The 19,239-nt window shown below is 58.9% G+C and carries 19 protein-coding genes; 6 read left to right on the top strand and 13 right to left on the bottom strand.

The features are described from left to right. Positions 1-203: 203 nt before the first annotated feature. Positions 204-845 carry a dTMP kinase gene (tmk, locus tag JYU29_RS12470; RefSeq protein WP_347879897.1) on the bottom strand — a complete coding sequence of 214 codons (642 nt, stop codon included), beginning with the start codon at positions 843-845 and terminating at the stop codon, positions 204-206. A 46-nt stretch (positions 846-891) separates the two neighbouring features. On the opposite strand from tmk, the gene JYU29_RS12465 reads away from it, so the two are divergent. Then, positions 892-2,316 carry a B12-binding domain-containing radical SAM protein gene (locus tag JYU29_RS12465; RefSeq protein ID WP_213985154.1) on the top strand — a complete coding sequence of 475 codons (1,425 nt, stop codon included), beginning with the start codon at positions 892-894 and terminating at the stop codon, positions 2,314-2,316. A 24-nt stretch (positions 2,317-2,340) separates the two neighbouring features. Further along, positions 2,341-3,774, top strand: coding sequence for an HD domain-containing protein (locus tag JYU29_RS12460; protein WP_213985153.1), 1,434 nt, complete (start codon positions 2,341-2,343; stop codon positions 3,772-3,774). A gap of 268 nt (positions 3,775-4,042) precedes the next feature. On the opposite strand, the gene JYU29_RS12455 is transcribed toward JYU29_RS12460, so the two are convergent. Together JYU29_RS12455 and JYU29_RS12450 are read right to left on the bottom strand one after the other, a co-directional pair. Next, positions 4,043-4,924, bottom strand: coding sequence for a serine hydrolase domain-containing protein (locus JYU29_RS12455; RefSeq protein WP_213985152.1), 882 nt, complete (start codon positions 4,922-4,924; stop codon positions 4,043-4,045). Positions 4,925-5,261: 337 nt separating this feature from the next. After that, positions 5,262-6,464, bottom strand: a complete 1,203-nt coding sequence (locus tag JYU29_RS12450) for a helix-turn-helix domain-containing protein (RefSeq protein ID WP_213985150.1) — start codon at positions 6,462-6,464, stop codon at positions 5,262-5,264. Between the two features lie 312 nt (positions 6,465-6,776). On the opposite strand from JYU29_RS12450, the gene JYU29_RS12445 reads away from it, so the two are divergent. After that, the gene (locus tag JYU29_RS12445) at positions 6,777-7,502 is read left to right on the top strand and encodes a Crp/Fnr family transcriptional regulator (protein ID WP_213985149.1); all 726 of its coding nucleotides are present in this window, start codon (positions 6,777-6,779) and stop codon (positions 7,500-7,502) included. A 19-nt stretch (positions 7,503-7,521) separates the two neighbouring features. Then, positions 7,522-7,746, top strand: a complete 225-nt coding sequence (locus tag JYU29_RS12440) for a DUF6894 family protein (protein WP_250157425.1) — start codon at positions 7,522-7,524, stop codon at positions 7,744-7,746. A gap of 336 nt (positions 7,747-8,082) precedes the next feature. Here the strand turns inward: JYU29_RS12440 and JYU29_RS12435 are convergent, their stop codons facing one another. The 6 genes from JYU29_RS12435 to JYU29_RS12415 form a co-directional block, all read right to left on the bottom strand. Continuing rightward, complete coding sequence (locus JYU29_RS12435) at positions 8,083-8,784, bottom strand: SDR family oxidoreductase (protein ID WP_250157424.1); 702 nt, start codon at positions 8,782-8,784, stop codon at positions 8,083-8,085. A gap of 136 nt (positions 8,785-8,920) precedes the next feature. Then, positions 8,921-9,751: an NADPH-dependent F420 reductase gene (locus JYU29_RS12430; protein WP_213985147.1), complete on the bottom strand. Its 831-nt coding sequence runs from the start codon at positions 9,749-9,751 to the stop codon at positions 8,921-8,923. A 26-nt stretch (positions 9,752-9,777) separates the two neighbouring features. Further along, positions 9,778-10,041: an NAD(P)-binding domain-containing protein gene (locus tag JYU29_RS18465; protein WP_347879896.1), complete on the bottom strand. Its 264-nt coding sequence runs from the start codon at positions 10,039-10,041 to the stop codon at positions 9,778-9,780. Between the two features lie 162 nt (positions 10,042-10,203). Then, complete coding sequence (locus JYU29_RS18460) at positions 10,204-10,449, bottom strand: NAD(P)-binding domain-containing protein (protein WP_347879895.1); 246 nt, start codon at positions 10,447-10,449, stop codon at positions 10,204-10,206. 208 nt (positions 10,450-10,657) lie between these two features. Continuing rightward, positions 10,658-11,470 (bottom strand): NADPH-dependent F420 reductase, encoded by an 813-nt coding sequence (locus JYU29_RS12420; RefSeq protein ID WP_213985146.1) that lies wholly within the window; start codon positions 11,468-11,470, stop codon positions 10,658-10,660. A 53-nt stretch (positions 11,471-11,523) separates the two neighbouring features. Then, entirely contained in the window at positions 11,524-12,237 is a 714-nt protein-coding gene (locus tag JYU29_RS12415; protein WP_213985145.1) for a nitroreductase, read from the bottom strand. A gap of 99 nt (positions 12,238-12,336) precedes the next feature. Between JYU29_RS12415 and JYU29_RS12410 the strand changes: the two genes are divergently transcribed. Continuing rightward, positions 12,337-12,708, top strand: a complete 372-nt coding sequence (locus JYU29_RS12410; RefSeq protein ID WP_213985144.1) for a winged helix-turn-helix transcriptional regulator — start codon at positions 12,337-12,339, stop codon at positions 12,706-12,708. Between the two features lie 305 nt (positions 12,709-13,013). On the opposite strand, the gene JYU29_RS12405 is transcribed toward JYU29_RS12410, so the two are convergent. After that, entirely contained in the window at positions 13,014-13,556 is a 543-nt protein-coding gene (locus JYU29_RS12405) for a GNAT family N-acetyltransferase (RefSeq protein WP_213985143.1), read from the bottom strand. A 132-nt stretch (positions 13,557-13,688) separates the two neighbouring features. On the opposite strand from JYU29_RS12405, the gene panC reads away from it, so the two are divergent. Beyond that, positions 13,689-14,549, top strand: coding sequence for a pantoate--beta-alanine ligase (gene panC / locus JYU29_RS12400; protein ID WP_213985142.1), 861 nt, complete (start codon positions 13,689-13,691; stop codon positions 14,547-14,549). A 114-nt stretch (positions 14,550-14,663) separates the two neighbouring features. Here panC and JYU29_RS12395 read toward each other — a convergent pair whose 3' ends face one another. The 3 genes from JYU29_RS12395 to JYU29_RS12385 all read right to left on the bottom strand — a co-directional run bounded on the left by JYU29_RS12395 (position 14,664) and on the right by JYU29_RS12385 (position 19,121). After that, complete coding sequence (locus tag JYU29_RS12395; RefSeq protein ID WP_213985141.1) at positions 14,664-16,550, bottom strand: TPM domain-containing protein; 1,887 nt, start codon at positions 16,548-16,550, stop codon at positions 14,664-14,666. A gap of 40 nt (positions 16,551-16,590) precedes the next feature. Next, positions 16,591-17,307 carry a DUF3667 domain-containing protein gene (locus JYU29_RS12390; protein WP_213985140.1) on the bottom strand — a complete coding sequence of 239 codons (717 nt, stop codon included), beginning with the start codon at positions 17,305-17,307 and terminating at the stop codon, positions 16,591-16,593. 302 nt (positions 17,308-17,609) lie between these two features. Then, positions 17,610-19,121: an MFS transporter gene (locus tag JYU29_RS12385; protein WP_347879894.1), complete on the bottom strand. Its 1,512-nt coding sequence runs from the start codon at positions 19,119-19,121 to the stop codon at positions 17,610-17,612. Between the last annotated feature and the right edge of the window lie 118 nt (positions 19,122-19,239).

The raw sequence follows: 19,239 nt of genomic DNA, 5'->3' as shown, positions 1-19,239 counted from the left end.
GATAAGAGACGTCAAGTCGCACAGTTGCCCTTTGAGAACATGTGCTGCCGTTTGGCAAAGCTTGACACCGTTTTAGGCGCTCTTTGATGTTCCTCAAATCGAGGCCCGTACCGTGTCGGGAATATTGCAACCGAGCCTCTGCGTCCGTCGTAAACGGCTCAGGTGCCCTGAATCGAGTGGCGCACCCGCAAAAGCCACAGGACCTAGTTTTGCAGTTCACTGCTCCCGATCAGGCCGGCACGAGTGACTATCGAGAGGATCTCCTCTGAAACCTCGGTGGCTGCACGTGTTGCGTCGATAACATGGTACCGCGCGCTATCCTTCCGGGCTGCATTCAGCAACCCTTCCCTGATCCGCACAAAATCCCTTGTGGCCTCTGCCGGATCCGCCTCTCCCGTCGAACCGCGGGCAGAGCGTCGCTCCAGAGCGGTTTCAGGATCGATATCCAGGATGAACGTGAAGTCCGGCAGGGTCTCGCCCACAACGGCTTGAGCGATCTTTTCGAACAAGTCGACGGCAATGTCTGAGCCGTAAACCTGGAACGCGTAGGTCGAGTCCAAGAATCGGTCGCTTACGACCCAAGAACCTGCTTGAAGCGCAGGTCGCAGCACACTCCTGACATGGTCGACCCTCGCGGCGGAAATGAGAAGCATTTCTTCCAACGGCGACAACTTCGCGGGACGAGGCGCGACGAGGATCGTTCGGACACCGGCGCCGATCCAGCCTCCGTCCGGCTCTTTGGTCTGCACAACCTTCAAGTCCATGCTTCGAAGTACATCGACCAAATACTGGACTTGCAACGATTTTCCGCTTCCGTCTATACCCTCGATACTTACAAAAGGCACGACCTACCCCTATGTGTTGCTGCCGACGTTCTTAAAAGTTGCCTAGATGACCCGATCTCGAGCCGTCACTTTTGTTTCGGCCGGAATGCTCGCGCCGAAAAAGCGGGACCATGCTCTGGCTCGCCGGCAGCTTTATCTGAACTACGGAGCCCTGTCGCTGGCCACCAAGCTCCAGTTGGCGGGACACGACGTCATGCTCGTCCACGGGGAGCACCGCCCGCCCGTCGAAGTGTTGCGCCAGTTGAAGGACAACGGTCGGTTTCCGTCAATCTACCCGCTTATGGTATCGATCCCCAGTTTCTATGCACTGCCATGGGCACAGGAATTTTGCAGACTCGCGAAGGCCGCTGACCCAGATTGCCGCATCGTGGTAGGTGGTCGTTGGGTAGTAGGGCCAGATCCTCATTGGCTGAAACTTCGCCTGCCCCAAGCAGATGTCCTGGCGCCTGGTCTCAGCGAGAGCGTCATAGAATGCCTTTTGACTGGAACGCCGATTCTCGGACGAGTGGCTGAGCCAACGCCTGGCTTCACTTTGAATCATCTGCTCGTCAGCGGGCATCAGCGCTATCAACCCAGCATCGAGGCTTCCCGAGGTTGCGGCATGGGCTGCGTGTTCTGCGAAGAACGCGATATTCCAGTAGAAAAGCTAGGTAGCGCTGCTTCCATCGCGGCCTCCATGGCCCTTGTCGCTGAGCAGTATGCCGGCGGGGAAATCAGGCCCTACCTGCAATCTTCAATGTTCATGCCTAACGTGCGATGGGCGACGGCGCTCGCCGAGAGTGTGGACCAAGTCGGGGTCAGCATAAACTGGCGCACCGAGACCAGGGTAGACGCCATGACACCGAAGACGCTCGCGACGCTGGCACATGCCGGTCTAAAGGTAATCGACCTAGGGCTCGAAACAGCTTCTCCGCGCCAGATCCTCGCCATGCAAAAGTCGTTGGACGTAGATCGTTACCTACGGCGCGCGTCCGAACTACTGGACGCATGTCGGAAGTATGGCGTGATGGCGAAGGTGAATGTCTTGCTCTACGCTGGCGAAACGCACGAAACCCTGGCAGAAACCACTGCTTGGTTGGACAATAACTCCGGCTCTATCACCGGTGTTTCGGTAGGTCCGGTCATCGCGTACGGTCCGCCCAAGTCCGCCGACGTGCTGTTGAGCGACTGGGCCGCCTTAGGCGCGAGGCCGGTCGATCCAAACGCTGCGGCAGCCAGCGGCATAACGACAATGCACCTAAGCGACGACTTTCCGGCCGAGGCGGCGGAGGCAGAAAGCTTGCGTCTGTCTCGGAGATACATGGACGAGAGCACCTACTTCGCGCTGAAGAGCTTTTCATACTATCCCCGCGACTATTCCCGAACGGACTTCGACCGCGACGTCGACGCCTCCGACCGGGCGTCGCTACCATTCCGTTTCAGCACACCCAAGACGGACAACAACTTCCGGGCCAACCACACACCGGCCTAACCGTTTTCAAGCAGGGAGGATTCTATGACCAAGATGATTAAGGACCCCATCCACGGTTCGATCGAGTTCGAGGGCGACGCGGAGCTACAGCTCAAGTCGATGCTGGCAGACCCGTTTTTCCAGCGCCTTCGCCGAGTGAAGCAACTCGGATTTTCCGACTATGTTTTCCCCTCCGCCACCCATTCGCGCTTTGCTCACTCCTTAGGGGTCTATTCGGTTGCAAAGCGAATGCTCTCTGTCGTCGAGCCGGCTTCCAACGGCGGTGATTGGGAGCCCAAAGGGCAAGCTTGCCTGGCGGCAGCTTTGCTTCACGACGTCGGCCACGGCATGTTTAGTCACGCCTTCGAGAAGGCCATGGAGCTGTTTAGCGAGCGTAACCCGGTCCATAAAGATGGGCCACTCCAGGCTGCAGTAAACCACGAGAAGGTAAGCCGGCGGATCATCACCGAGACAAACATCGGGCAGTCCCTGACCAAGATGGGCGGCAGTGATTTTCCGGCTTTGGTGGCCAACATGGTCGAAAAGAAGGACAAGAAATGCGTCTACACGTCGCTTGTGTCCAGCCAGCTTGATGCAGACCGCCTAGACTATGCCAAGCGCGACCCGTATTTCGCCGGAGTATCGTCAGGTAGCATCGACCTCGACTGGCTAATCAGAAACTTCCAGGTCGGCACGAGTGAGAATGGCCGCTTTCTCTATGTGAACAGTAAGGCCTACATCTCCCTCGAGCAGTTTACCGTTACCCTGTTTCAGCTGTACCCGACGCTTTACCTGCATAAGCGAACGCGCGGTCTGGAATACATGTTCTCATTGTTGATGAGCCGCGTGTTCGAACGCATCGCCGACGACAAGGCGGCAGCAGCAGGTCTCTCGGCGGCGCACCCGTTGGTTCGTTTCTTCCGGGAGCCCGAAAATCTGGACAATGCCCAGTTGCTCGACGACGCCCTGTTTTGGGGGACCCTCCACCTATTCCAAGAGGCACCCGACGAGCAAATCCGCAACGTTGCCGACCGCATTGCTGCCCGCCGTTTCTACCCAATGCTCGATGTGTGGAAATTGGCGGAGGATGTCGCCAACCGTCATGTCGGCATGAAGGACTTGGGTGCGTCACGACGGGTGGCTGTTCTGCATTCGGTCTGTGAAGCCGTGTCTGAAAGCCTCAGCAAGAAAACTCGGTTATGGACCGAAGCCTGTTACTACGACAGATATCCGCGCCCGATTTACAAGCCGCTCGGGGCCGTCGGAGGCCATCCCCAGCAGATCAACGTTGAGGTTGGTGGGTCGATCGTGGACATAGCCTCGATCTCCCCGATCGTCGCAAGCGCCGCGAGCTTCAGCATACACCGGATCTATTTCGATGATGCCGACGCCGGGCTTCAGGACCGCCTGGAACTGGAAATCCGGTCGGGAATCTCGAAGGAACTCGACGAGGCCGCCAAGAACGGCTTCTCAGCTTAGTGATGCAGTAATGACCGGAGACGCCCTAACGCCGCCGGTCAATCTCAGTCCCTGCCTAAATCTGAATGCAAGAAGTCGATAGAAGCACCGTAAGGTCTGTCCGGTGACGGTGGAGCCGTTGAGTACCTCCAATGTCCGCTATTTTCAGCCCTTCGCCAAGAACGGACATTCCGCTACCGGCCAGAGACTGCCTTGGAAAATATTCCCGTTAGGGAGCCGAGAGCGGTTATCTACGGCAGCCTTTGGGTGGAAAGGAGATGGTCGGCTTTCAGGTCGTGATCTTACGATTGCTGCCGTCCTCCAACGCTCGAAACGCTTCGCCTACGGGATTGATGCCGGTTCCGCTGGAAACCCAAACCGCGCAGGTGATCCCGCCCCGACCGTAGACGGCTATTTCGCTGCCCGGACCGCCGCCGGTATGGCCGATCGGATGGTCAACCGGGTCCGAGGCTCGGAGCATTAACCCGATTCCGTATGCCGGATCGGGATAAAGGTCGTTTCGAAACTGCGGGAGGGCCCTCGACTGCCGCATTCGTGACAGCGTCCGTTCGTTCACCAACCGACCTTGGAGCAAAAGCTGGAGCAGCCGTGCGGCATCCATCGCGGTTCCAACCGCGAGACCATGGTAGACCCACCCCGGATGGTAGTTAGGTTCATCGCCCATGCTCACGTTCGCGAGGTCGGCAGGAACTGTAGCGAGCCGGGCCGTTGTCAGTTCCGCTGGGGCAAAGACGAGATCCGAAAGTGCCTCCGCCAACGGTCGGTCAGAAGCTTGTTCTATCAAACGGCCAACCCACCAGTAGCCTATATTGGAGTAGGCCCAGCCGTGTCCTGGCTCATAACGCAGCCGGTCCGCTTCGACTGCCGCCATGAGTTTGTCGATCGGCCATGGCGATCGGCCCGCCGCGACGTCAGCATGATAGGCAGCCAGCGCGCCGTAGTCGGGCAACCCAGCCTCGTGACGAAGGAGTTGAGCCGGCGAGAACCGTTTGCCCGGAACTGTCACGTCCAGATCGATCCCGCGGTCTTCCGACAAGCGTAGAAGCGCAATGGCAAGGACTGTCTTGGTGAAGCTCCACCATGGGACCGCGGTCGCGATGCCAAAGGAGTTGACTTCGCCACCTACGTCTATGATCGCTCGTGCTTCCATGCCGCAAGCTTATCCGTCGCGGCCCTAAAAGCTAGAGACGGCAGCTTTCGGGTGTGATGCGCGAATGTGTGGGGGGCCTATAAGGGGTCGGAAGCTGAACGGCTTGAACCGACCCGGAACCAATTGCAAAGACTGGCATCCATTGATGAATGCTGGATCCTCAGCTTAAGTGTTCAAGAGAAAAAAGGTCCTGCAAACGCTGTGCAGGCCCTTTCTGTCGGTCAGGCAATCCGCAATCCGGTTACCGAACCGAAACAGTTGCCGTGCCGCTGTGGCTGTCACGGTCGCCTCCGAAAGAGCCGTCGCAGCGCAGGGTACCCGTAATCGTTTGCGACACCTAATTGAAGACGTCAGTATCATCGTAACTTTCGTGAAGCACAGGAAAGAGATATCCTGGTTCGAAGCTGGCAAAGGCATTGAGGTTTTCCCAATTTAGAACCGTCAGCTTGTCACGTGACAACTCAATAAGGCCACGGCTGCGAAGTTCTTGTAGCGATCGATTGACATGTACGGTTGACAGACCCGTAGCATCAGCAATGTGCACTTGGGTAAAGGGCACGTAACACGTGCGCTTGCCGCTGATATCGATGACCAGACCGGCCTGGCTAAGACGCGTGACCAACTCGCAGATCAGATGAGCAATTCTCTCCGCGGAAGAACGCCGCCCGACATTGACGACCCATTCGCGAGACGCAGCCGTATCCGCAAGGGTGTGCCGCCAAAGTGCCAGGGCGATATCTGGCTTGTGGCTGAGATTGCGCAAGCTTCCATGTGGAACCGCGCCAACATTGCACGTCCCGATAGCGAGGACATTATGATCCAATTTGCCGCCGACCAGTCCATCAAGATCAAGGATGTCGCCAGGTAAGCAGAAGCGCGTGATTTGTCTCCTGCCGTCTGCCAAAAGCTTATATGAGGCTGCCATGCCATTGAGTAGGACGTGGCAGTGGGCGTTCTGTTGTTCGGCGCGCGTAATGTCGTTGCCGCCGTCTACTTTGAATGTTCGTACAACGATGCCATCGAGAGCGTGTCGATCTGCTTCGCCGAGCGCAGAAAGTGCAGCGAGCCTGTTGGTTAGAACGTGCGACAGGTTTTTTCCTTTGCCTTGGGTCGGAAGTGCTGAACAAGTTTCGCCTTCGGAGAGGCCAGCCGATCGTCGCTTTCTGTTCGAGCGCGGGAATGAGGGCAGAGCCTGCTCCATCGCATCCAGCAACATATCCTCACTTACAGGCTTCGTAAGCCACGGCAGGTTCACGACTTCTGATGGCATATCGGACGTGTCAGGCAGCAAACCGGACTGAACTACAATCGGCACGCCGCGCTGTCGGAGAGCATGAATAAGTGGTGTGCAACCCCCGTCACCTAGGCTAAAATTAAGCAGCGCAATGTCTGGCGGCTTGTTCGTCTGGATGAAGAGAAATGCCTCGGCAGACGTCGCAAACGGACCGGCTATGGCAAAACCGGACGTTGAAAGAGTGGCTTCCAGATCGAGCGCAATCAACGCTTCGTCTTCACAAACCAGGCAGACTGGTGCCGGCATCGACAACATTCCTCCAGTGAGATTGCATTAGTGATGTCGCATATCTGCGCTTGAAAGAGCGCATTGAAAAGAGCGGACGGGGGAAGGTACAGAACCGAACAAACTGCGGCTTTAGTACCCAGCAGGCTTGGGGCACAAATGTACGGAACCATACCAAACCTGTTAGGCGTAGGTCTGTCCGCGTTCGTGGCTTGCGGTCTGTTTCTGGGCTGCGTAAATAATATTACCGTTTGCAGACGAGTTCGGGCGCAGGCGGCTGAGAGATAGCTGACAATCGCTCGCGCTCTTGCCCCCCCACCCGGGAGGCAGAGCATGGCTCGGCTGAAACAAGCGTCTGTTCGTAACCGTCTTTTGGCAGCCATGTCGCCGGACGATTTCGCCCTTCTTCAACCCGCACTTGAGCCGGTCCAGCTTGAGCTTCGTCAACACGTCTTCAGGGCGGGTGAAACGATCAGCCATCTCCTGTTCCCGGAATCCGGCTTGGTATCCATCGTTGCGGATATTGAGGAGGGACGCTTCGAGGTCGGCATGGCAGGTTGGGAAGGCCTGATCGGCGTACCGCTGGTGCTTGGGGTTGATGTGACGCCCCATACGGCCTTGATCCAGTCACCCGGAGACGGATATCGCGCACCAGCCGAACAGATGCACCTTTTGCTGGAGAAAAGCGCCTCGTTGCGTTCCCTGCTGTTGCGCTATGTTCACACCTTTTTGGTTCAGGTCAGCCAAACGGCCTATGCGAATGCCGGTTACTCTGTGGAAGCGCGTTTGGCGCGTTGGATTCTGATGAACCACGATCGGGTCGAAAGTGACGAACTGGCGATTACTCATGAGTTCATGGCCATCATGCTCGGCACACGGAGGCCAGGCGTGACATTGGCGCTGCAGAACCTAGAAGGAAGCCAGCTGATCCGGGCGACCCGCGGACGCATCTTGATCCGCAACCGGGCTGCCCTCGAGGAACTCGCAGGCGATGCCTATGGCTTTGCCGAACGGGAATATACGAATGTGCTCCAGTTGCCGATCAGAAGAGGTCAGTGACATTCCTGGGCGCTACTTCATGAACCTGCGGTATAGGCATAAATATTACGCCGACCATGAAGGTGATGAGCTTTCAAGTGAAGGTGCAGTGCGTGCTCATGCTCTCAGCACGGCCAAGGACTTGATCCGCTTCCACCGCACCGACATTGTACGCGACTGGTTCGATTGTACACTCGAGGTCACCAACGAGGCAGGCAAGATCGTCGCAACAGTGCCGTTCGGGGATGTTGTTGCCGAACTATAATTTAGTCAGACCGAGCGATAGCTTGGCTGCTCGACTATCGTTGTATATTGATCGACACCCTAATGCGATCGCTAGTTGCAGGCGAATGGCGGCTTTTCGGATGCTGCTTGCAAATCGCCAGTGGCTGACTTGGGATCGGTAGCGGAATGGCTGCTTTCACGCTTGCTTTGCCTGAAAGCTGACCGTCTCCTTTCGGCCAGAGACTGCCTTAGGAAATCATTTCCTGCTTGGTGAAGCCAATCGCCTCGGCATGTCCTTAAGTGGTGGCAAGCGGTCTGTCCGCTTTGTTTCGATCAGGTAGAGAAGCAGACAGTCATCATCCGGCGAGCGAGGTGCTCAAACCGAATAACCGCCGTTGATCGTCAAGGCTGCGCCCGTGATGAACGATGACTCAGGTCCGGCGAGATACGCGACGAGCGATGCGATCTCGGAGGTTTCGCCGAAACGACCGAGCGGTATCAAGCTCAGCGTCGGACCGGATTTCGGACCGTCCGCCGGGTTTAGGTCGGTGTCGACAGGACCCGGTTGAACGGTGTTGACTGTGATCTTGCGCAAAGCGAAATCCTGCGACAGCCCCCGCGCGAGACCAGCGATCGCGCTCTTGCTCATGACGTAAGCCGCTGCGCCGCTAAAGGCCGCACGCTGGGTGACGTTGCTGCCGATGAAGATGATGCGACCACCTTCACCCATCCGCGGGCTGGCAGCCTTCGTCGCTACGAACGCACCGCGAACGTTGATGGCGAACGTGCGGTCGAAATCGGCCAAATTCATCTGGTCGACGGACCCAGACAGCCCGACACCCGCGTTGTAGACGAGGATGTCAATGCTTCCGAAGCGGTCGGCGACATGCTCGACCGTCTCAGCGAGTGCTGCCGCGTCCGCGCTGTCGCATTTGACGGCGCTCACGCCTTCGCTCGAAGCCGCGAGCGCATCCGCTGCTTCAGCACTGCCGTGATAGGTGAAGGCGACAGTCGCGCCGGCGGCAGAGAGGCGCCTGACAATCGCCGCGCCGATGCCGCGGGACCCGCCGACGACCATTGCGGTCCGGCCCCGCAACGCGCCTGCGGTCTGACCAGAGCTTAAGTTCGCTGACTTGTCTGACATGGTTCGCTAAGCTTTCCTGCTTGCCTTCGAGGGACGACAGGATCCCGTCGCATATACGGGGCCTGCGCGTTCACATGTTGATGGCTCGACTGAGCTTCAGGCCCCATTCCGCGTCCGGTGGGACGCCTTCGCCGAGGCGCTCCATTACTAGCGCGAAGGTCAGGTCGCGGCGCATGGGCAACCGGTCCCGTTCGGCCGCCGCCAGTGCCGGCCCCATTTCCCCCGAGGTGAGATCCGTCGTGTAGGCGGGAGCCGCGGGTTGTTGTCGCCAGGAGCCCGCAAGCGTTCCGGCATCGTAGCCGTCGAAACCCGTATCCTCGACGAGGGCGATCGCGACCTCCCGGTGGTCCTTTCGGTCGCCGGCCACGGGGATTGCGATCCGTCTGGGCGCTCCCTTCGGCTTGGCCTTCGTGGCGAAGCTGTCGCAGCCGATCGCGTTCCAAGCCTTCACGACCGAACGACCGATCTGCTCGCCGACCCACTCGCTTTCGATCTGCCCCGCGTCAATCTCGGCGATCTTCCCGTCACGCCCGGGATAGTAGTTCGACGTGTCGATCACCACCACGTCCTCGGGAAGAGTGTCGATCAGATGCTTGATCTTGGGCAGCGCGTTGAATGGGATCGAGAGGATCGCGACATCGACGTCCGCAAGTGCTTCCTCGGCGGTTACCGCACGCGCACCCTGTCCCAGCATGTCAGCGTCGATGGTATCGGGTCCGCGCGAATTCGCTATCTTCAAGTCGTGACCGGCGGCCGGAAGCTTGCGCGCCAGCGTCCTGCCGATGTTGCCTGTTCCAAGAAGTCCAATCTTCATGAGGGCTGGTCCTTTGGGCTTGGGAAAGTCTGTGAAGTTCGGTGCGCGGTACCATCGGGTTCTACGAAGCCCGTTGGGCACCAACATGAGAACCCCGTGCGATAGCCGCTCCGTCACATGAATACTGCGCGCGTAAGGCGCACCTCGTAGTCCGAGTCCGGGCCAGCTTTGCGTTCGCCGAAGCGTTCCAGGATCGCGTCCATCACGATCTCCCGGCGCTTGGACAGGCGCGTTCGTTCTGCCGACGCTAGCGCGGCGGGCATCTCCTCGCGGGTCAGGTCGGTACAGTAGCAAGGCGCGCCCGGCTGCTGTCGCCAGGACTCGCTCAGCGGTCCCGAGAGAACGGCATCGAGCCCGGTATCCTCAACGAGTGCCATCGCCACCTCGCCATCCCGGTCCGTATCTGCGGCGACCGGGATGGCGATCCGGTCCGCGGTCCCGGCAGGCGCCCCCTTGTTCTTGAAGGAGGCGGAGGTGATGGCGTTCCACTCCTTGGCAATCGGGCGGCCGAGCCGCTCGGCGACCCATTCGCTTTCGGTTTAGCCTGCATCGAGTTCCGGGATCGGGCCGTCGCGCCGTGGAAAGTAGTTGGCTGTATCGATAACGACGGTATCGGCTGGCACGTGCGAGAACAGCGGCGCCACAGCCGTGATGGCAACGAACGGCATCGAGAGGATCACGACGTCGACCTTCGAAACGGCTTCCGCTGCGGTAACGGCCCGCGCGCCGTTCGAAATGATGTCGGCATCTATGGTGTGTGGACCGCGGGAGTTCCCGATCTTCACCTCGTGCCCGGCAGCGCTGAGCCGCTTAGCTAGCGTCGCGCCTATGTTGCCTGCCCGACGATGCCGATCCGCATTATGTCTGTCCTCTCGGGTTGTTTCGCACGGGTTGCATTTCCAACACCGACGCGCCGGAAGCGGCTATCGGCTCGTCTCGGGAGGGGATTGGAAGGAGTGCGGCAGGAATCGCCGCGCTCGTGTTTCCGTGGGGCTACATGAAGAGGGCACGGTTCAAGCGGACCAGCGTATCGCCGTCCGGGTAGGTCTTGCCGAACCTCTCGGTGATGACCGAAACGATTAGGTCCCGGCGCTTGGGCAGGCGATCTTTCTCTGCCGCTGCAAGTGCTTCTTGTACCTCGTTTCGGGTTAAGTCCGTGCAGTAGACTGGACTGCCGGGCCGCTGGCGCCACGACTCGGACAGGCTGCCTGCGTCAACCGCATCAAAGCCGGTGTCGTTCACGAGCGCCATGGTCACGCGCCGATCTTCGTCGCGATCGGCCGCGATCGGGATTGCGATCCGGTCCGGATCGCCGACGGGCTTGTTCTTGTCGGCAAACGAGGGCGAGCCGACCGCATTCCAGGCTTTGGCGATCGGACGCCCAAGCAGCTTGGCGACCCAGAGGCTCTCCACCTCACCCTGGTCGAGAACCTCTATCTGGCCGTCCCGCGAGGGGTAGTAGTTCGACGTGTCGATCACCACCGTCCCCTCCGGGATCGTGGACACCATAGCGGCTGCGTCGGGCAGGCGATCCAGGGGTATAGATAGAATGACGGCTTCGACATCAACGATCGCCTCCTGCGCCGTCACCGCCCGGGCGCCGTTCGTCAGGAGGTCGCGGTCGATCGTGTCGGGACCGCGCGAGTTGGCGACCTTCACATCATGGCCTGCGGCCGAGAGCCGACGCACAAGCGTCTTGCCGATGTTTCCTGTTCCGAGAATGCCGATCCTCATGGTGTCATGTTCCTTCGTAGCAATTGTGTCGGGTACGGCGGCGAGCACGCGCGATGCAGGCGCTGGCGGCATTTGGTGGGTAGCGGGTCCGTAGGAACCCTTGTGCCGCGTTGCGCGGCGGAACTTCAGCGATGGAAAGAAACGCTCTCGGACAGGGGCGCCCGGTCCATCCGCATTCTGTTTCCCGGGGCGACCTCGTCGGGGTAGCCGAAGGAGATACCGAACAGCATCTTCATCTCGTCCGGGATGCCGAGATACTCCCGGATCGTCCCCGCGAAGAACCCGAGTGCCGTCTGCGGGATGCCGCCGAGGCTACGCGCGGCCAGCGACAGCAGGAAGGTCTGGCCGTACATGCCGAGATCGCCTGCGGTGCGGACGTTGTCGCCGAACGAAGGCATGAAGAGCAGCGCGACGTGCGGCGCGCCGAAGAACGAGTAGTTCAATGCGGCAGCACGGGCGCGGCCTTCCTTGTCCGCCCGCATGACGTTCATTGCCTCGTAGTAAGCCTTGCCCTGCGCATCCTTGCGTTCGCCGTAGACGCCATGGAAGTCGGCCATCTCGAACGTGAAGTCCGGCGTGAACTCCCCGGCTTCGTTCTCGGCGTGGATGCGCTCCGACAGCCCGGTGAGTTTCGCGCCAGAGACGATATGAACATCCCAAGGCTGGGTGTTGCAGTTCGAGGGGGCGCACTGTGCGTCGTGCAGCACCTCCCGCAAGACGTCGTCCGGCACGGGCGTGTCCAGGAAGCCGCGGAAAGAGCGCCGCATGCGGACAGCGTCTTCAAACGCAAGCGTGTCGTTACGTCCAGTCGGCTCGGTCAGCTTGAATAGGGCGTTCATTCCAAACCTCGGCAATTGCGTTGCGCTTGGAATAAGGGTCCGGATAGGTTGGATGCAAGAACTCACCAAAAAGTGGGATACACACCGAAAGGTAAGCACATGGACGATCCGCGACCCTGCCGGGATCCGAAAGAGCAGCACGCTTGGGCGGCAACCGCCGCTGGAACGCTTCGCGTTCTGGAAGGCAAGTGGAAGATCGTGATCATCGTCCAGCTCCTCGCATCAGACGAACCGCTTCGCTTTTCTGAACTGGAACGACGCATTCCGGGCGTGACCCAGAAGATGCTGATCCAACAGCTCAAAGAGTTGGAGAAGGATGGGATCGTGATCCGAACGCTCTATCCGCAGGTGCCGCCGAAGGTGGAGTACTCTCTGAGCGAACTCGGGCGAGCGCTCACTCCGTCGTTTCAGGCTTTGGTCGAGTGGTCCTATCTGAAGGAGCGGAGGCTTGAAGGCTGCTCCGTAGCGTAAGCTTCCCACGGCGCCTGAAACGAGTAGTATTTAACTTGAGCGTCAACGGCTGGTTTTGGTAGCCGCCGTTCCATCACCAAACGGCTGGCTTGGGGTCGAAAGCAGAATCGCTGCTTTCGCGCTTCTTTAACCTAAAAGCGGACCGTCTGCTTTCGGCCAAACCAAGCCTTAGGAAATTGTTTCCCACGGGAGTTGCGTCGGGACATCTAAGGCGACTTTTGGTGGAAAGCGAACCGGCGGCTTTTAAGCACTTAAGATGTCCCAGCAGACGTGTGTAGCGCCCACTTCGAAGCATAGGACGACAGTCAAGCTTCCGTCCCCTCATCCCGCGAAAGAGCGTACTTCACCTCATCGCACCACTGATCGCCAACCTGTCGGGTAGCCTTTGTATGCTGCTCAAGACCCATGCCGATCCGCTCCATAACCGACCGGGATGCTACATTGTCGGCTAGGCAGGCGGCAGTGACGCGTTCAAGCTCTAGTTCGGAAAAGCACCGTTTTGCTAGGCCTTGCTCCGCTTCTGCGGCATATCCCATTCGGCGATGATCGGGATGCAGCCACCACCCGAGGTCGCCCAGCTTTGGATTATCCTGCGGCAGGAACACCCCGACTTCGCCGATCAGGCCAGCCTGCTCAAGACGTTCGATTCCAAACATGTGCCAGCCCGAAGCTCCAGTCTCGAGTTCGGACTGCTTGTGCAGGAAAGCCAAACCTTGTGCCTCGTTGACCACGCTCATGCCGAGCGCCTGAAGCGACATAGGATCGTTGCGATAGGCTAGATAGGAGGAAAGGTCATCCACACTCGGTGTGTGCAGTATCAAGCGAGATGTCTGGATTATTCGGGTCATGGCGCTTCTTGTCGCACGTTTCCGCTGTGAGAGGATATTCGTCCGCAGCGGCAATCAGGCGTTCAACTATGAGGGCTGACAAAGATTTGGGATGCTGACAAAAGCGACTGAAGATTAGAAGGTTGCTTCATCGTGCAGACAATCTCGACGCCCTCGGACCTGCGGAGGTTCGTCTCAATCAATCGGCAAGCTGGTAGGTCCATCGGCTTCGTGCCGACCATGGGGGCTCTGCATCACGGCCACATGGCGTTGGTTGAGCGATGCCGAGCCGACAACGACGTGACGATAGTCAGCGTCTTCGTCAATCCGACGCAGTTCGGACCGAACGAAGATTTCGATGCTTATCCTCGTGTTCTTGAGCGTGACCTTCAGCTTTGCCGCGAGCACGGCGTCGATGCCGTGTTCCACCCAGCCGTGTCGGACATTTATCCTGAGCCACTGCAAACTGTCGTTGAGGTCCCCGGGCTTTCGACCATCCTCATTGGCGAGCAGCGTCCAGGTCACTTCCGTGGCGTTGCGACAGTGGTCACCAAGCTGCTTAACCTAGCGGAGCCTGATCGAGCCTACTTTGGTGAAAAGGACTTCCAGCAACTGACTGTAATCAGACGTTTGGCATTCGACTTGTCGATGAGGACTGCCATCATCGGCGTGCCGACTGTTCGCGAACCAGATGGCTTGGCAGCCTCCTCCCGTAACGCCCGCCTGACCCCAGAAGAGAGAAAGGTCGCACCTACGGTCTACAAAGGGATGCTGGCAGCCAAGGAGCTTTTCGAGAGTGGCGAGCGCGATGTGATGCCTTTGCAGGCGATCGTTCGCTCGATGATCGAGCGCGAACCGGCGATCACGCTTTTATCTTGCGATCTGCGAGATATCGTAACGCTGGGCACTGTTGAAGGGCACTTGGACCGGCCGACTGTTCTGCTTGTGACGGCGCAATTGGGATCGGTGATGCTCATCGACCAGGTTGAAATTAATCCTGCTGTCGGTGCCTAGGCATCTTCCGGTTCAGGATTGGTGCTTGCGTCAGGAGGCGCGCTTGCGCTCGTTGTTGAAGCGTGAAGGCCGTCGATCCTCTAGCCTGCCAAGATCGCTGGTGGCCGCTAAAGCTCAATTTTCTAAAAGGTCATAGCTGACCAGATCAAGCTGCGGCACGTCACTTTTGAGGATGCTGTCGCGCGCGACAAAGCTGTAGCGCTTGTTTTCCTCCAGCGCGACCGGCATCAGGGCGGGCACGTTTTTGTTGACGTAAAGAACGGCGTTGCGGCCGTCGGGCGTGCGCACATGCATGGCTGGTCCCACATGGCGCGTCTTCGGCTCATTGATGCCAAGCTCAGGGTCGTCCATTGCGGGTGTCTTGGACACCAGCGTTCCTTCCAGGCGCAACAGCTTAAGCGACGTTGTATTTTCGGGCTTGTAGGGCGCATTTGGCGCACTGTTTTCGCGGATCATCCGCTCACTTGCTGCCTGGATCTCGCCGAGGCTGTGGTAGCGGATCGCCCATTCCAGGTCCTTGGTGTCGCGCATGATGCGGTAGTTGGCTTCCGCCAGCGTATAGCTCGCCACCTGCGGCTTCGCCCCGCCGGCAACGAGATCGAGATAGGCCTGGAGATAACTGCGGATCGGTTCGACGTCATCGTAGAGCAGCAACAAGCCGCCGCCTAACGCAACACCGGTCTGCCTGGCTTCCGGCGCCACAACCAGCACTGCGCCATTGCCGACCTGCAGCTTGCCGACGCGCAGCTGCCGCATGGCTTCCAGCGCATATTGATCGGCCGTGCGGCCTTGCAGATCTTTCGCGACGATCGTCACGACCTCCACATTTGCCGCGGCCGCGAAGTCATAAGCGAGCTTCGAAAGTCTGTCGCGGATCGTCGGGCTGAAGATGCCGACTTCGTCATAGATGAAGCGGTCGAACTTGCCCGGCGTCGCGCCTGCATCAAGCTTGGGCAGATGGTCGATCTGCACCGTGCGCTTGGCGTCGGCCTGCTGGATGCGCCTGCTTTCATCCGGCATGATGATGTCGCCGGCGCCCGGGATCTTCGGCATGGGAGCCGTCGCACTGCCGTTCATGGCAGTCTGCGGCTGTTGCGGCGGTGATGTTGGTGCTGATTGCGCAGGTGCCGGTTCAGCCTGCGCCATTTCGGCTTCTGCTTGGCCCGACTGCGTGTCGGCATTTGCGACCGCCGCTCCGGCCTTGCAATCGCCTTCCTGCTGCTCGCAGGAATCTTGCCAGCCTTCTTCAACGGCGCTCAAGCGCTTGGCACGGCCCGGATGGGTTGGTCCGTCCTCTTCGGGGATGAGCGTTTCAATGGCCTTTTGCGCATCGGTCAAGGCCGCCCCCATCTTGTAGAGCACGAAGCCGGAGAACTTGTCCGCTTCTAGCTCGATGGGCGGCTGGCTTCCGCCTGGAATAAGCGTATGGCCGGACAGATGATGTCCGATTTCATGCGCCATGATGGAAAGCGGCGACCAGTCGTTGTTCTGCGTCGCGTCGCGGACCTGTTCCATGAAGCGCTTGTTGTAGGCAATCACACGCTGCGGAACGCCGTCGGGGCCAAGCACGATCATTGCCGCTGCATTCGGCACATCGCTTTCCATGATGCGGAAGTTCTGCGGCAGGCCGGTAAAGCGCATGATCGTCTGCACTGCCTCGGCACCAGCCAGTTCCCCACCTTCCGTTAGACTGCGCGGATCGACCTGGATTGCCTTCCCATCGTAGGAACAGGCCTGCAGCATGGCGCTGAGCTCAGTCGCAAGCGCGGCCTCATCAGGCTTCTGGTCCTGCGCCGGGCTTTGCGCCGGTGTTTTTTTCTCTGCGGTGTCGGCCTGCGCAACCATCAGGCCGCGCTCTTTTTTCTCCAAACTGGCAAAGATTGGGTCGCAAACGGCCTTGTCCTGCTTTGTCGGCCAAAGGATCGGACCGCCTGCGGCATGGGCAACGGAAACAAACGCGGTGGCTGCGGCAAGAGCCGCGCCGGCGAGCACAGTTTTCATGGGAGTCTTCCTTCCTCAGAACTGCCAGGGCCGATGGGTTTCAGGTCAGTTGCGCAAGAACGATGCGGATCACGGCACGCGCATAAAGATAGAGAAGCCCTTCCTTTGTCAGATAGAAGACGGCAGCCCCGATTGCGGGCCACCACCACTGCCGCCGCCAATCAATGGCGAAGAATTGGCCGAAAGAAAGGAAAACAATGCCCGCCTCCACCCAATCCATATAGATGCCGGTGTAAAGGCGATGCTTTTGCACCAGCTCAGGAGTGCTGCGGATCAACAAAGGCGACAGGTTGATGATATTGGCGGCAATGATCACGAAATGCGTGTAGGTCGCCAGAACCAGGTGTTCGACGAAGTTGAAGCCGCCTCGGCGCCAGAAGGTCAGGTTCGAAGCAACCAGGATCGCCACGATGCCGAGCGAGAACGACCACTTGGAATAAGTTCGGACGAGTTCGATGGCCTTGCTCAGCGTCTGGTCGCTCGAACTGAGATAGTCGGTCTGCGCAATGACGACCAGCAGCAGCACGATCGCGGCCAGCAGCAGCTTCAAGGGGTGCGTATGGCTTTGGCGTTTGCCCAGCACATATTCGCGTGCCACGGTTCCAGGCCGAAGCGCGACCTTGAACGCGGCCTTGAGCATGTCGCCTTCGAACCAGCGGATCTTCTCCCAGGCTTCCTTGCCCAGATGCGATGAGCCGAACCGCTCTGCCTGCTTTTGTCCGCAGGCACTGCAATAAGGACCTGTCAGCGACGCCATGCAGTTTCGGCAAAGCGGCGCTTTGAAGAACTCATTGGTAAGCTGATGGTCCTGACGCGACTGCCCGCCTCCATTCTGGTCGAAGATTAAGAGCAACCTGGAAGCCAAAGCAAGCGTATGTGAAAGGTAGTTTTGGTAAGCGTGGCAGCACCCTGTTCAAGCTTGACCGCGGCGGTTTCGAGCAGGAATTATGCTCTTAGGCACTGATACTTGCGTGGTTTCATACGTAAGTGGTTCGAAAACTTATTGGAGGGCGACCAGCGCGAAGAGACTTCTATCCGAGCCGTTGATAAACGGCGCGTTTAGTTTCCCTTGCAAGCTGCTGCCACTGTTGAAGCGCAAGCCAGCCAGAGAATGAGACCAAGCACTGCAAAGCAGGCCAGCGCGAGATAAGCTGTCGTGAACCCATAGCTGGCCACGATCACTCCAGCGATCGCCGGACTGAGAGAGGCACCCACGCCTTGCACGGTCATTACCGCACCCAGTCCGGCGTTGATGTGACCTGTTCCTTTCAGCATCCTTGCAACAAGGCCGGGGACAGCAACGCCTAGAAGGCCTGCGCCAACACCATCAAGCATTTGCACCGGTATGAGCGCGAAAGGGCTTGGCCACAGTCCGGCAATGAGGCCACGGATCGGTAGTGCAACAAGCGCTGCGACGAGCAGAAGAAAGTAGCCGCGTCGACCTGCAAAGCTCGCGGCCAGCAACGCAATCGGAATCATGGTCAACTGGGCGATGATCACGGTTGCTGCGGTGTAGGACACTGGATCGTTAAGTAGCGTTTCGAGCGAGAGATGCTGGCGAACCGGCTGGGCTGCAGGTGCGCCTGGTGTCGCTTGGCCTGGCGGCAGTGTAGTGGCTGCGTCATCCGCTGCTCCAGAAGCTTGAGTGACTGACGCATCTGGCCGCCGATCAGCGCTACCTCTTTCTGCTTGAGTTGCAACTTGCTGCCCCAGCAGCGGAAGCATCGCGCCGTTTCCAAAGTGAAACAGCATCAAAGTCGCAGCAAGGATTAGCAGCGGTGTTGATTTCCAAAGGACACTGAAGCCGGACGGCACTTCATTGCCATGATTGTTCTTGTTTTCGAGACCGCGTGCGACACGATGATCGATATCCCCTGGTTTGATCAGCAAAACTGCGGCTATCGAGCCTGCCGCCATGATTGTCATCAGAATGAAGACGGCAGTCAGGCCAAACTCATAGCCAAAGAAGCCCGCACCGGCTGCCGCGAAGACATTGCCGCCATGGTTCCAAGCTTCATTGCGTCCAAGCTGAGGAGTAAGCCCGTTCTGACCAACCAGCCCGAGGGTCAAACCTGCCAAAGCTGGTCCAATCGCCGCCCCCGCGATGCCGGTGGCAATCTGAGAGGCAGTAACAAAGGCGACACTCGGTATGAAGAGAATGGCAAGCGAGGCCACGATTACCAAAGAAGCACACAAAGCGACCATGAAGCGCTTCGCCCTGGTGGCGTCAGCCAACGCGCCGAGCGGGGTTGTCGCAAGCATGCCTGAGATGCCGCCGATCGTCATGACAATCCCGATTGTCGCCGTGCTCCATCCCTGACCAATCAGGAAGATGCCCAGAAAGGGTCCAAGCCCATCGCGAACATCTGCAAGAAAGAAGTTCACCGCTCCCAGCGCCTTCACCGAGCGCGATTGCGGAACGGCTGCCTCGACTATCTCTGCCCTGCCAATTGCGCTCAAAAGCTGGATCCTCAACGGGTCGATGCAAGCATCATCATCATCGTCACGCAGACGATCCGGCCTGTAATGCTCGTTGTGCTTTTTAGTTGCTGCTGGTCTGTTATCGAGCACTCTGACCTGAGGGCTCGTTCGTACCGAAGGACGAATGGGGGTTGCAGCTTTCAACCGGAAGTTTTGAGCCTGCCTTTGAATTGGTCACCGAGCTGTGGGCCTTGTCGCTCTACTTGTC

This window comes from Tianweitania aestuarii (assembly GCF_018457165.1).
Taxonomy (GTDB): domain Bacteria; phylum Pseudomonadota; class Alphaproteobacteria; order Rhizobiales; family Rhizobiaceae; genus Tianweitania; species Tianweitania aestuarii.
This window is presented reverse-complemented; position numbering and strand designations above follow the sequence as displayed.

Coding starts and splice junctions, on each gene's coding strand:
- JYU29_RS12465 (WP_213985154.1), top strand. CDS start 892: ATGACCCGATCTCGAGCCGTCACTTTTGTTTCGGCCGGAATGCTCGCG.
- JYU29_RS12460 (WP_213985153.1), top strand. CDS start 2,341: ATGACCAAGATGATTAAGGACCCCATCCACGGTTCGATCGAGTTCGAG.
- JYU29_RS12455 (WP_213985152.1), bottom strand. CDS start 4,924: ATGGAAGCACGAGCGATCATAGACGTAGGTGGCGAAGTCAACTCCTTT.
- JYU29_RS12450 (WP_213985150.1), bottom strand. CDS start 6,464: ATGCCGGCACCAGTCTGCCTGGTTTGTGAAGACGAAGCGTTGATTGCG.
- JYU29_RS12445 (WP_213985149.1), top strand. CDS start 6,777: ATGGCTCGGCTGAAACAAGCGTCTGTTCGTAACCGTCTTTTGGCAGCC.
- JYU29_RS12440 (WP_250157425.1), top strand. CDS start 7,522: ATGAACCTGCGGTATAGGCATAAATATTACGCCGACCATGAAGGTGAT.
- JYU29_RS12435 (WP_250157424.1), bottom strand. CDS start 8,784: ATGGTCGTCGGCGGGTCCCGCGGCATCGGCGCGGCGATTGTCAGGCGC.
- JYU29_RS12430 (WP_213985147.1), bottom strand. CDS start 9,751: ATGTTGGTGCCCAACGGGCTTCGTAGAACCCGATGGTACCGCGCACCG.
- JYU29_RS18465 (WP_347879896.1), bottom strand. CDS start 10,041: ATGGCACTCGTTGAGGATACCGGGCTCGATGCCGTTCTCTCGGGACCG.
- JYU29_RS12420 (WP_213985146.1), bottom strand. CDS start 11,470: ATGCCGCCAGCGCCTGCATCGCGCGTGCTCGCCGCCGTACCCGACACA.
- JYU29_RS12415 (WP_213985145.1), bottom strand. CDS start 12,237: ATGAACGCCCTATTCAAGCTGACCGAGCCGACTGGACGTAACGACACG.
- JYU29_RS12410 (WP_213985144.1), top strand. CDS start 12,337: ATGGACGATCCGCGACCCTGCCGGGATCCGAAAGAGCAGCACGCTTGG.
- JYU29_RS12405 (WP_213985143.1), bottom strand. CDS start 13,556: ATGACCCGAATAATCCAGACATCTCGCTTGATACTGCACACACCGAGT.
- JYU29_RS12395 (WP_213985141.1), bottom strand. CDS start 16,550: ATGAAAACTGTGCTCGCCGGCGCGGCTCTTGCCGCAGCCACCGCGTTT.
- JYU29_RS12390 (WP_213985140.1), bottom strand. CDS start 17,307: ATGGCGTCGCTGACAGGTCCTTATTGCAGTGCCTGCGGACAAAAGCAG.